10 protein-coding genes and 1 pseudogene are annotated in these 12,340 nt (G+C 37.0%); 8 read left to right on the top strand and 3 right to left on the bottom strand.

Translation table 11 applies throughout. From position 1 onward, the window contains the following. Nucleotides 1-8: 8 nt before the first annotated feature. Nucleotides 9-266 carry a 30S ribosomal protein S20 gene (gene rpsT / locus CP366_RS02435; protein WP_005718885.1) on the bottom strand — a complete coding sequence of 86 codons (258 nt, stop codon included), beginning with the start codon at nucleotides 264-266 and terminating at the stop codon, nucleotides 9-11. A 201-nt stretch (nucleotides 267-467) separates the two neighbouring features. Here rpsT and rpsO point away from each other — a divergent pair, with 201 nt between their 5' ends. The 8 genes and pseudogenes from rpsO to yjeM all read left to right on the top strand — a co-directional run. Further along, nucleotides 468-737: a 30S ribosomal protein S15 gene (gene rpsO, locus CP366_RS02430; protein ID WP_005718887.1), complete on the top strand. Its 270-nt coding sequence runs from the start codon at nucleotides 468-470 to the stop codon at nucleotides 735-737. Nucleotides 738-894: 157 nt separating this feature from the next. Next, entirely contained in the window at nucleotides 895-2,685 is a 1,791-nt protein-coding gene (locus CP366_RS02425; protein WP_023488142.1) for a ribonuclease J, read from the top strand. 2 nt (nucleotides 2,686-2,687) lie between these two features. Beyond that, a complete protein-coding gene (locus CP366_RS02420) occupies nucleotides 2,688-3,521 on the top strand; it encodes a tetratricopeptide repeat protein (RefSeq protein ID WP_023488143.1) in 834 nt (277 codons plus the stop codon). 189 nt (nucleotides 3,522-3,710) lie between these two features. Next, a complete protein-coding gene (gene tuf / locus CP366_RS02415) occupies nucleotides 3,711-4,901 on the top strand; it encodes an elongation factor Tu (protein ID WP_013086177.1) in 1,191 nt (396 codons plus the stop codon). A 145-nt stretch (nucleotides 4,902-5,046) separates the two neighbouring features. After that, nucleotides 5,047-6,378 (top strand): trigger factor, encoded by a 1,332-nt coding sequence (gene tig / locus CP366_RS02410; RefSeq protein WP_005718891.1) that lies wholly within the window; start codon nucleotides 5,047-5,049, stop codon nucleotides 6,376-6,378. A 128-nt stretch (nucleotides 6,379-6,506) separates the two neighbouring features. Further along, entirely contained in the window at nucleotides 6,507-7,772 is a 1,266-nt protein-coding gene (gene clpX / locus CP366_RS02405) for an ATP-dependent Clp protease ATP-binding subunit ClpX (RefSeq protein ID WP_089147649.1), read from the top strand. After that, the gene (gene yihA / locus CP366_RS02400) at nucleotides 7,762-8,352 is read left to right on the top strand and encodes a ribosome biogenesis GTP-binding protein YihA/YsxC (RefSeq protein ID WP_013086179.1); all 591 of its coding nucleotides are present in this window, start codon (nucleotides 7,762-7,764) and stop codon (nucleotides 8,350-8,352) included. Before clpX ends, yihA begins: the two co-directional genes overlap by 11 nt. Nucleotides 8,353-8,515: 163 nt before the next feature. Beyond that, nucleotides 8,516-9,718, top strand: a pseudogene (yjeM, locus tag CP366_RS02395) (glutamate/gamma-aminobutyrate family transporter YjeM); the annotation flags it as partial. An 88-nt stretch (nucleotides 9,719-9,806) separates the two neighbouring features. Here the strand turns inward: yjeM and dapF are convergent. Together dapF and CP366_RS02385 are read right to left on the bottom strand one after the other, a co-directional pair. Continuing rightward, on the bottom strand, nucleotides 9,807-10,811 hold the full coding sequence (gene dapF / locus CP366_RS02390) for a diaminopimelate epimerase (protein ID WP_005718898.1): 1,005 nt from the start codon (nucleotides 10,809-10,811) through the stop codon (nucleotides 9,807-9,809). 8 nt (nucleotides 10,812-10,819) lie between these two features. Then, nucleotides 10,820-12,175 (bottom strand): aspartate kinase, encoded by a 1,356-nt coding sequence (locus CP366_RS02385; protein ID WP_089147648.1) that lies wholly within the window; start codon nucleotides 12,173-12,175, stop codon nucleotides 10,820-10,822. Nucleotides 12,176-12,340 lie beyond the last annotated feature (165 nt).

Raw genomic sequence — 12,340 nt, 5'->3', positions numbered from 1 at the left:
AGTAAGATTTACTTGTTTGCTAACTTGTTTAAACGACTCTTGTCACGAGCAGCCTTGTTCTTGTGGATTAAGCCTTTTGAAGCAGCCTTATCCAAAGCACGTTCAGCTTCTAAATGCAACTTGGAGACGTCTTCCTTACTATCACTTTCAACAGCGTTCTTAAACTTCTTGATAGCAGTTCTTAACTTGCTTAATTCAGAAGCGCGGCGTTCGTTAGTAGCGTTTTGAGTCTTAACACGTTTGATAGCTGATTTGATTTGTGGCATGAAATTCACCTCCAATGATTTAGAAATTTACTTCATCCATTATACTTAAGAAATATCACGGATGCAAGGTAATTTCCGCTTGCTTTTTTAAAAAATATTGTGTATGATTATGACTGTTGTGAACCGCTAACGCTGTTTATTTGTTCACGCCGACGATAAACGTTGTTAACGGCAATTATTTAATGAAAGGTGAATTTAACTATGGCAATTTCAAAGACTGAAAAAGAAAAGATTATGAAGGAATACGCAACTCACGAAGGTGACACTGGTTCTGTTGAAGTTCAAGTTGCTCTTTTGACTGCTGATATCAACAACTTGACTGATCACATGAAGAGTCACAAGCATGACCACCACTCATACGTTGGTTTGCTTAAGAAGATCGGTCACCGTCGTAACTTGCTTCGTTACCTTGAAAACAACGACATTAACCGTTACCGTGAATTGATCAAGAAGTTAGGTCTTCGTCGTTAATTTTTACATAATATTGAATAATGAAGCTAGCCGAAAAGGCTGGCTTTTTTTGTCTCTGTCATAATTTTATTCTTTATGCTAAAATTGAAACAGATTATTTTTACGTTGAGATCGATAGATCCATAAGAATTAAAAATTAGATAGAAAAGGAAATATAATGGCTGATCAAATCAAAATTATGATCTTGAGCGGTGTGCGTGAACAGGGTAAAGACATGTTTGCTGTTCAAGTTAATGATGAAATTTTTGTTCTTGATGCCGGATTAAAGTACCCTGATAGTTCTTTATTTGGTATCGATGTAGTAATTCCTGACCTTGATTTCTTTGAACAATACGGAGATCGAGTAGCAGGTATCTTTTTAACACATGGGCATGCTGATTCAATTGGTGCATTGCCATACATTTTGCGTAAATACGATATTCCAGTATTTGGTTCACAATTGAGTATCGAACTTGCTAAAATTGAAGTACAACGCGAAAACAAACGCCGTAAGAATAGTTTGTTCCACGTAATCGATGCAGATACTGAAATTGATTTTAAGAATGCAAGTATTTCATTCTTCCATACGACACACTCAATTCCTGATTCACTTGGAATAGATGTACATACACCAGCAGGTGAAATTGTTTATACTGGTGACTTTAAATTTGATCCAACAGCTGCGTTAAATTATCGGACTGATATGGATCGCTTAGCTGAAATTGAACAAAAGGGCGTTTTAGCGCTTTTAAGTGATTCATCTAATGCAGAAGCATCTTTCCCTAATGCATCTGAACAAGATATTGGTAAATTTGTGACTAATGTCTTCAGAAATGCTAAAGGCAGAATTATCGTAGCTGCTAAAGCCTCTAACTTGAATCGTGTTCAAGAAGTTTTAAATGCTGCAGCAGCAACAGGGAAACGCGTCTTATTAACTGGCCGCGATCTAGCTAAGATTGTTAGAACTTCAATGAAATTAGGCTATTTAGATGTGCCTGAAGGCTTGTTGATGCGAGTTAAGGATCTGAAGACTGTGCCAGATGAGCAGACAGTTATATTAGAGACTGGGCGTATGGGTGAACCACTTAACTCATTACAAAAAATGGCTAAGAAGCGTCATAGTATGATTACGATTCATAAGGGCGATTTGGTCTTTATTGCAACTACTCCGTCACATGCGGTTGAAACGATGGTAGCTGAAACCAGTGATTTGGTATATAAGGCTGGCGGTACGGTTATCCAGTTAGGCAGAAATATACATACTAGTGGGCATGCAACTGGTCGTGATCTGCAACTTTTGATTACAACCTTGAAGCCAAAATTCTTAATTCCAGTAATTGGTGAATATCGTTTACTTGAAGTAGTACGTGATTTGGCTATTAAAGCTGGAATGAATCCTAAAGATATATATATTACCAAGAATGGTGACTGTCTTGAATATGACTTTAAGCAGAAGCGTTTCTTCTTAACTGACCCAGTACCAGGTGAAGATACCATGATCGACGGTTCTGGTGTTGGTGATGTTGGTAATATTGTGCTACGTGATCGTGAGGTCCTATCAGATGACGGAATCTTTATTGCGGTTGTTACAATTGACCGTAAGAAGAAAAAGATTATTGCAGAGCCAAAAGTCACTAGTCGTGGTTTCGTCTATATTAAGGCTAATCGCCAGTTGATGAGTGATTCAATTGATGTAATTAAAAAAGCAATTCAGGCCAATTTTGAACACAAAAAGTTTGATTGGACTGAATTGAAGCAAGATATCCGTGGTGATTTGGAGAAGTTTTTATACAAGAAAACTAACCGTCGTCCAGTGATCTTGCCCGTGGTCATGGAAGTAAATCAAAACCGTCATCGTGCTATGCAGAAACGCAATGAAAAAGCACAAAATGACAATAAGAACCATGCCAAAGACGAAAATAAAAAAACAAAAATAAATAAGAAAAAAGAAAGTAATAAGAAAGACTAAAAATGACATCAGTAAGCCAACAAAATTTATTGAAACTTGCTGAAGAAGATGAGCGTAAGGGAGATCTCGAAGCAGCTATTCAAAATCTAGAAGAAGCATTACGTGGAGAGCATTCATTGGACGTTATTTTGAAACTCTGCAAACTCTATTGCGCTAATAAACAAGAAGATCAGGCATATGCTTTAATTAAAGAGGAGCCTGATCTTTTTTCTGATCAGCGAGTATTTAAAAGTTACTGTCAAATTCTAGCTAAAAATAATTTTTTTATTGAAGCTCTACAACTAAAAAATCTTGTTGGAGTGGACTTATCAGAAAAGGTAAAACCAGCTTCTGAAGAAAAACAGCGGCAGATTATGCAAAACTTTAAACAACGAGAACAGGTTACTCAGTTGGATTATGAAAGTTTACATAAGTTAAACCTGCCTAATTTTAAAGCTTTTGCACGAAGCGTCTTATTAGATCCAACGCCAGATTTTGCTGTTAGGTTGTCACTTTGTGAAGATCTAGTTCGCTTGGGACTTGAAGAAAAGTTTGAAATTTGGGTAATAGGCCAGATGGAGAGCTTTATTCCGGCGAATACACTGCTTCTAGAAAAAGAACCTAAGTACCGTGAAATTATTTCTAGCATTGGAAGCAAATTTCACAATAGTCCAAGTCAGTTGCCATTAATGCTGGGAGAAGTGAATTTGGTATTAGGCAGTCTTTACCCTAAAATTAACCAATATATTGATGAGCCTGACAGTTTTGCTAGTGATTTAGTTTCATTTTTACAAAGAAAAGATGGCCGTAGTCATCAAAAATTACTAGAAAAAATATATAAATACTTACCGCAATAAAAAATAAGTAAAAAAGGTTTACATTTTCAAACTATTTAGTATAATTAGCAAAGGATATTTTCGTTAGGCAATTTCGCTTAAGCTTTTTTACTAGGCATTTGCCGAAGAAAGTAGTACAATATTCAACAGAGAATTATCCGTTAACTTATCTCAACGGACTTCTTGCAAATTTACAGGAGGGTCATTTTAATGGCAGAAAAAGAACATTACGTTAGAACTAAGCCACACGTAAACATTGGTACTATCGGTCACGTTGACCACGGTAAGACCACTTTAACTGCGGCTATTACTACTGTTTTGGCTGACAAGGGTTTGGCTAAGGCTGAAGATTACTCACAAATCGATGCTGCACCAGAAGAAAAGGAACGTGGTATTACTATTAATACCGCCCACGTAGAATACGAAACTGAAAATCGTCACTACGCTCACATGGACGCTCCAGGCCACGCCGACTACATCAAGAACATGATTACCGGTGCTGCACAAATGGATGGTGCTATCTTAGTTGTTGCTGCAACTGATGGTCCTATGCCACAAACTCGTGAACACATTTTGCTTGCTCGTCAAGTTGGTGTTAACTACATCGTTGTTTTCTTAAACAAGTGTGATTTAGTTGACGACCCAGAATTGATCGACTTAGTTGAAATGGAAGTTCGTGACTTGTTGACTGAATACGATTACCCTGGTGACGATATTCCAGTTGTTCGTGGTTCAGCTTTGAAGGCTTTACAAGGCGACAAGGAAGCTCAAGAACAAATTCTTAAGTTGATGGACGTCGTTGACGAATACATCCCAACTCCAGAACGTCAAACTGACAAGCCATTCTTAATGCCAGTTGAAGACGTATTTACTATCACTGGTCGTGGTACTGTTGCTTCAGGTCGTATTGACCGTGGTACTGTTAAGGTCGGTGACGAAGTTGAAATCGTTGGTTTGGTAGACAAGGTTCTTAAGTCAGTTGTTACTGGTTTGGAAATGTTCCACAAGACTCTTGACTTAGGTGAAGCCGGCGATAACGTTGGTGTATTGCTTCGTGGTATTGACCGTGACCAAGTTGTTCGTGGTCAAGTATTGGCTGCTCCAGGCTCAATTCAAACCCACAAGGAATTCAAGGGTCAAGTTTATATCTTGAAGAAGGAAGAAGGCGGCCGTCACACCCCATTCTTCTCAGACTACCGTCCACAATTCTACTTCCACACCACTGATATTACTGGTGAAATTGAATTGCCAGAAGGTACTGAAATGGTTATGCCTGGTGATAACACTGAATTTACTGTTAAGTTAATCAAGCCAGCTGCCATCGAAAAGGGTACTAAGTTCACCATCCGTGAAGGTGGTCGTACCGTTGGTGCCGGTCAGGTTACTGAAATCCTTGACTAATTTCTAACGATATAGTTAAAAAAGATGCACTTCTTCACAGGAGCGCATCTTTTTTCTTTTAAATTTGTTTTTTGCGGCCTTTTAAGGTAAGATAACTTAGTATGCAAGAAGCAAACTCAAATTTGACATTGGAGGTATTTAATTAATGTCTGTTAAATGGGAAAAGACCGGTAAGACAACCGGTGATCTTACTTTTGATATTTCACAAGATGAAATTAAATTAGGTTTAGACCAAGCTTTTAGAAGAGTAAAGAAAAACTTGCGTGTTCCTGGCTTTAGAAAGGGTCACGTATCACGTGTGATCTTTGATCAATATTACGGTGAAGAAGCATTATATGAAGATGCCTTAAATATTGTATTACCAAATGCATATTCTGCTGCTGTTAAAGAAGCAGGTATTAAGGCAGTTGGCCAACCACAAATTGTTCCTGTATCAATGGATAAGGACAAGGATTGGACTATGAAGGCTACTGTTACTGTAGAACCAGAAGTTAAGTTAGGTGACTACAAGGGTATCGAAGTTCCTAAGCAAAACACTCGTGTTTACCAAAAGGACATTGATGCTGAACTTGACAAGCGCCGTGAACAAAATGCAGAACTTGTTCTTAAGAAGGGTAAGGCTGAAAAGGGCGATACTGTTACTATCGATTACAAGGGTACTATCGACGACAAGCCATTCGAAGGCGGCTCAGCTGAAAACTACTCACTTGAATTAGGTTCAGGTGCATTTATTCCTGGCTTTGAAGATCAACTTGAAGGCCATGAAGCCGGCGATGATGTTGATGTAGTTGTAACTTTCCCTGAAGATTACGGTGCAAAGGATTTAGCTGGTAAAGAAGCACACTTTGCAACTAAGATTCACGAAGTTAAGTCAAAGCAACTTCCTAAGTTAGACGATGAATTTGCTAAGGACGTTGATGACTCTGTAGACACCCTTGATGACTTAAAGGAAAAGATCAAGAAGGACTTGAAGGAACAAAAGGAACAACAAGCAAACGACGCTATTCAAGAAGCTGCGATTGAAGGTGCTGTAAGCAACGCTACTATCGATGAAATTCCTGATGCTATGATTCAAGAAGATGTTGATACTCAATTGAACCAATACTTGGGTAATATGCAACGTCAAGGTATTGACCCACAAACTTACTACAAGTTGACTAATACCAACGAACAACAATTGCGTTCACAATTTGAAAAGAATGCAGCTGAAAGAGTTAAAACTAACTTAGTTCTTGAAGCTATTGTTGCTGCTGAAGACCTTAAGGCAACTAAGGAAGAAATTGATAAAGAAATCAAGGATCTTGCTTCAGAATACAACATGGATGAAAAGATGGTACGTAACACCTTATCAGATGACATGTTAGGCCACGACATTACTGTACGTAAGGCTATGGATCTTATTACTGATAATGCTAAGCAAGTTGCTAAGTCAAAGCTTGAAAACAAAGAAGACGATGACAAGAAGGAAAGCAAGTAATAGTAATATTTGCTAATTTCTCAAAAAGAGCGGCTATAGGCCGCTTTTTTTGCTGTTCGAGCTTAATATTTATCAATATTAGTTAATTTATGATAATCTGATTTTTGGTAGATATAGGAGGAAAAATAATGGCAAATCAGTTTACAGATCAAGAAGAGATTAAATGCGCTTTTTGTGGCAAAACTCAAGACCAAGTTAAGAAAATGATTGCCGGTAACGGTGTATATATTTGTAATGAATGTGTTGACTTGGCTAAAAAAATTATTGACGATGAATTACGAGCAGATTCACTTAAAGCAGCTCGTGAATTACCTAAGCCTGTTGAAATAAAAAAGGAACTTGATCAATATGTTATTGGTCAAGACCGTGCTAAAAAAGTCTTATCAGTTGCTGTATATAATCACTATAAGAGAATTAGCCAAATGGATGTTGATTCTTCAACTGAATTACAAAAATCAAATATTGCAATGATCGGACCAACTGGATCAGGTAAGACATATCTTGCTCAGACTTTGGCTCGTATTTTAAATGTCCCATTTGCAATTGCCGATGCAACTACCTTGACTGAAGCAGGGTATGTTGGTGAAGACGTTGAAAATATTTTGCTTAAGTTACTACAAAATGCTGATTATGATTTGGAACGTGCACAGCGTGGCATTATTTATATTGATGAAATTGATAAAATTTCTAAAAAATCTGAGAATGTCTCAATTACGCGTGATGTTTCAGGTGAAGGTGTACAGCAATCATTATTAAAGATCTTGGAAGGTACAATTGCCTCTGTTCCACCTCAAGGTGGGCGTAAACACCCTCAACAAGAAATGATTAAGATGGACACGACTAACATTCTATTTATTGTTGGTGGGGCATTCGACGGAATTGAACAAATCGTTAAAAATCGTTTAGGTAAAAAGACCATTGGCTTTGGTGCTGAAAATGAGGCAGATAAAATTAATGCAGATGATTGGACACACCATTTGACTACAGCTGACTTAGTTAAATTTGGAATGATTCCTGAATTCATTGGTAGAATTCCAATTATTACTACGCTTGATAAATTGAGTAGTAAGGATTTGGTCAGAGTGCTAACTGAACCAAAGAATGCTTTAGTTAAGCAGTATAAGAAATTATTATCACTTGACGATGTTAATTTGAAGTTTACTGATGGTGCTCTGAAGGCAATTGCTGACTTAGCAATCCAAAGAAATATGGGTGCACGTGGACTTAGAACAATTATCGAAAATTCAATTATGGATATTATGTATGAAACTCCTAGTGAAGAGGATATTGAGACCGTTGAAGTAACTAAGGACGTAATTACTAATCACGCTAAGCCAAAGGTAATCCGCAAAAATACTGATAATAAAGAACAGGTAAGTGTCAATGATCATTAAAAGCAGTAGTTATGCAGTTAGTGCTGTTAGAGAAGATCAATATCCTAAAGATAACTTGCCTGAGATTGCATTAGCAGGCCGCTCAAACGTGGGAAAGTCCAGCTTGATAAATACCCTATTAAAGCGTAAAAACTTAGCTAGGACCTCGTCACAGCCTGGAAAGACACAAACTTTGAATTTCTACAAAGTCAATGAAAAATTTTATTTGGTTGATGTACCAGGTTATGGCTATGCCAAAGTTTCACAGAAGAAGCGGCAAGAATTTGGCGAAATGATTCAAGATTATTTAGAAACTAGACCCAACCTAAAGGGACTAATTATTTTAGTAGATAGTCGTCATGAACCAACCAAAGATGATATTGCTATGTATGATTATGCTCAATATCTAAATATCCCAATTTTGGTAGTTTGTACCAAGATGGATAAAATAAAAAAGAGTCAAACTAATAAGGTGATGTCAGGCTTAAAGAAAAAGTTGAATCTCAACTATGATCATGTCACCGTTTTGACTTTTAGTTCGGTCACTAAATTACATGTAACTGAATTAAGTAATTGGATTGAAAAAAGAATTAATGAATAAAAATGAAGGGCTACTAGTGAATAACTAGTAGTTTTTTCTTATGAGCCTAAAATTAGAATAAATTTATTCAAGATAAACGATGCTAAAATGGAAAGTATAAATAGAAAGTAGAGGCTTTATCTGGGATGATGAAAATTCACAAACTAAAAAATCATTGACGACTATGAGCCTTGTGTTGATGATTATCACAACGGTTTATGGTTTTGGCAATGTTTCTGTTTCTTATGAGCAAATGACATATGCTGGGATCATTTGGTTTATTTTGGCTGGCGTCTATTTCTTTTTCCCAGCTGGCTTAATGATGGCATAATATGGGTCTGCTTTTCATGATGCTCAAGGTGGTATTTATTCATGGTTAGCTGGCTCAATTGGACAAAAATAGGCCTTTATTGGGACTTTTGTATGGCTGGCTAACTGGGTGCTGTGGCTGGTTGCAGGCGCCTCAAGGCTTTGAATTTCAATCTCTGCCCTTATTTTTGGCAAAGATACAACTCAAGAATGGAATATTTTGGGCTTGCATGGTACTCAATTGATAGGTGTACTAGCAATTTTATTCATGATTGTATCAACGTACCTGTCTTCCAGAGGGATAACTGGAATTAAAATTATGTCATCAATCGGTGGTTGGTTCATGATTGTAATGAATGCAGTCTTTATTCTAGCTAGTTTAACGGTCTTGATTATGAATCATGGACAATTGGCTCAGCCGATTACTGGGTGGCAAAGTTTTATTATTTCGCCTAATAAAAGTTTTCAAACGCCAATTACGATTATTTCTTTCGTAGTTTATGCAGTCTTTGCATATGGTGGGATGGAAACCGTCGGTGGTGTGATTGACAGTATGAAACACCCAGAAAAAGAATTCCCTAAAGGCTTAATTATTGGGTCATTGTTCACTATTATTTCTTATGTTTTGATGATTTTTATGACCGGTTTTTCAGTTAATTATCAAAAAGATATTTTAGCAGCCAATGCCAATACTGGAAATATTACGTATACCGTATATGGCACACTTGGCAAAGCCTTTGGAACCGCACTTCATTTGGATCCTAACACGAGTTTATTGATTTGTAAATTCTTTACTAGAGCAATTGCTTTATCTGGTTTGATGGGAATGACAGGTGCTTTATTTGTTTTGCTTTATTCACCAATTAAATCCTTCATCATGGGATCTGATCCACGTTTATGGCCTAAGGCAGCGACTAAATTAAATAAACACGGTATTCCTGCTAATGCGATGTGGGCTCAAACTGTCTTCGTTTGCCTATTGATTGCGGTGGTCTCATTCGGTGGTAGCGCAGTGACTAGCTTTTATCAAATTCTGACGGATATGGGTAACGTAGCCGCTACTGCACCTTATATTTTTTATCGCGTTTCCAAGAAAAAGCATGGCTTGAAAGACTTAGATTAATAATTAAAAAGTAAAAATGGCTTGCGTGTTGCAAGCCATTTTTTTACGCTAAAGTTGTAATGTCATTGAACTTTGGCAGATTAGCAATAAATTTTTCATAAGCACTTTGTTCAGCAGTCTTTTGGATCTGGACATTGGAAAAATCACCTTTCCTTAAGTCAGCTTCAGAAAGCTTAATTCGATGAGTAAAAGTAGCGTTACCAATAAGCTCGATCCAATAACTATTTTTTTCATAATGCACGATAGTTTTAACCATACCGCCAGGATTATAAACTGATATTGGTGTATTTAAGTTGCCTATTTCGGGGTGGGTTAAAGTAAGAGCAAGAGAAGTCGCGGACATTCCAGTACCACAGGCATTGGTAAAACCAACGCCCCGTTCGTAAGTGCGGACAAAAAGTTTATTTTTATCTAAAATTTGCGCGAAATTAACATTGACGCCATCTGTAAAGTAGGGATTATTGCTATTTAATTTTTTACCAACAATGCCTAAGATCGGGCCGGTAATTTCTGCTTGATTAACAAAAGAAATCAAATGTGGGTTAGGTACGGCAATTGAAGTAAAACGTAATCCAGGATAAATTTCTGGCAACCAAGCATCAATAATCCGTTCTTGTCCTAAATTATCAAAAGGGAGTGCCTCTTTATTAAAGCGTACAGGAGAGATCTCAACTGCAAATGCTGGCACGTTAGAAGCAAAATCTTTTTCTCTTCTAACACGTAAGCTGGCATTCATTGTGTCAACTAGGAAATTATCTTTTCCCGTTTTTTCACTTAGGTAACGAGCAACGGTGCGTAGACCGTTGCCACACATTGATGCTTCACTTCCATCAGCATTGATTACACGCATCTGGCCAAGTGAGTTAGAATGCACGGGATGATTAACTACTAAAACGCCATCTGCTCCGTGAAGCAGTCCAGTTTGTGGATTGGTAATCTTTTGCGTAAAATTTTTTAGCTCAGCGTCACTTAATTCGTGTTCGAATTGTGTTTGATCAAGAATAAAGAAATGATTTTGCGAACCGTGAACTTTGAATAAATTAATCATAATGCCCCCTAATTAAAAAACTTTTGATAAATAATTTTTACTGCTTCATCAGCCTTTTCTTTTTTAGTACCGATCATGATTGAAATTTGAGAAGCTCCCTGATTGATCATTTGTGGTGAAATATCATGATCGCCTAAAGAATCGATAATTTGACGGCTGATGGTATGTTTTTGTCGCATTCCTTCGCCGACAACCATAATAATTGCATAATCTTCAATCCATTCGAGTTGATCTGGATTAATTGTAGCTTGAATTTCATTACAAATTTGATCAATTAACTGATCGTTTAGAAAATCATTGTTAAAAATAATGGTAATATCGTCAATCCCAGATGGCATATGCTCATATGGAATATTATGTTGGTATAAAATTTGTAATATACGTAAGGTGAAACCAGCTTCTTTATTGAGCAAATATTTATGCAAATATAATGCGGAAAAATGTTTTTGGCTGGTTACGCCGGTTATTGCATTATCTGGGACAAAATCCTTTTCTGGGACAATCATAGTGCCAGGATTGCTAGGATCATGAGTATTTTTCACATTGATAGGAATCTGTCCTTGAATAGCAGGAATCAATGCTTCATCGTGAAAAACAGAAAAGCCAGCATATGACAACTCTCGCATTTCGCGATAAGTCATTTTCTTGATGGATTGGGGATGCTCAATAATATGAGGATTAGCGGCAAAAATCCCATTGACATCTGTAAAATTTTCATAGAGATCAGTATGAAAGCCGCGAGCTAGAATAGCCCCGGTAATGTCTGACCCGCCACGGGAAAAAGTGGCGATATTACCAGACGGAGTCATGCCAAAAAAGCCAGGAAATACGATACGTTCATCAGCCTTAATTTTAATTTGGTCAAGATTTAAGTAGCTCTCTGGATTGACAATGGCATCATTGGGCTCGCCAGTCACGATTAAACCGGCTTCAGCCGGATCAAGAAAACGACTATTAATTCCTTGATGGCGTAAAATTAAAGTAATTAAACGAGCATTAAGCCGTTCACCATGTGCCTTAAATGCAGCTAAAAGATATTTTTCGTTAGGATAACCCTGATTGGGCAACTCTAATAAAATTTGTTTAATAATACTTAATTCCGCATCAGCTAAGCCAAAATAATGACCAATTTCTTGATAGCGACTAAAAATTTTATTCACGATTTCAACACAATTCTTGTGCTTTAAGGCTAAATCTGCGTACTTGATTAACAGATCAGTAACTTTGATATCTGTTGTATTCCTTTTGCCTGGGGCAGAGACAACCATTACTTGTCGTTGAGGATCGCTGAGAATAATTTGAATTGCTTGTGCAACACTTTCACCGGTAGCTAAAGAAGAGCCACCAAACTTTACGATTTTCATTTCAAAACTCCTTTTGTTTTCAGAAATCATTAATTTAAATAAAAAAGTCAGACTAAATTTAATTGAATTCTAACATTCTTTTTTAATCTTGCAAGTGATGACTGTAATTTAGAGACTGTCAAGAAGTTTGTGTAAATAATCTCTCTCGTTGATTGACTTTTTTAT

The sequence above is a fragment of the Lactobacillus sp. UMNPBX15 genome (assembly GCF_002553785.1).
Taxonomy (GTDB): Bacteria; Bacillota; Bacilli; order Lactobacillales; family Lactobacillaceae; genus Lactobacillus; species Lactobacillus crispatus.
This window is presented reverse-complemented; position numbering and strand designations above follow the sequence as displayed.

Excerpts from the sequence above, each read along its gene's own strand:
- rpsT (WP_005718885.1), bottom strand. The coding sequence starts at position 266 with ATGCCACAAATCAAATCAGCTATCAAACGTGTTAAGACTCAAAACGCT.
- rpsO (WP_005718887.1), top strand. The coding sequence starts at position 468 with ATGGCAATTTCAAAGACTGAAAAAGAAAAGATTATGAAGGAATACGCA.
- CP366_RS02425 (WP_023488142.1), top strand. The coding sequence starts at position 895 with ATGGCTGATCAAATCAAAATTATGATCTTGAGCGGTGTGCGTGAACAG.
- CP366_RS02420 (WP_023488143.1), top strand. The coding sequence starts at position 2,688 with ATGACATCAGTAAGCCAACAAAATTTATTGAAACTTGCTGAAGAAGAT.
- tuf (WP_013086177.1), top strand. The coding sequence starts at position 3,711 with ATGGCAGAAAAAGAACATTACGTTAGAACTAAGCCACACGTAAACATT.
- tig (WP_005718891.1), top strand. The coding sequence starts at position 5,047 with ATGTCTGTTAAATGGGAAAAGACCGGTAAGACAACCGGTGATCTTACT.
- clpX (WP_089147649.1), top strand. The coding sequence starts at position 6,507 with ATGGCAAATCAGTTTACAGATCAAGAAGAGATTAAATGCGCTTTTTGT.
- yihA (WP_013086179.1), top strand. The coding sequence starts at position 7,762 with ATGATCATTAAAAGCAGTAGTTATGCAGTTAGTGCTGTTAGAGAAGAT.
- dapF (WP_005718898.1), bottom strand. The coding sequence starts at position 10,811 with ATGATTAATTTATTCAAAGTTCACGGTTCGCAAAATCATTTCTTTATT.
- CP366_RS02385 (WP_089147648.1), bottom strand. The coding sequence starts at position 12,175 with ATGAAAATCGTAAAGTTTGGTGGCTCTTCTTTAGCTACCGGTGAAAGT.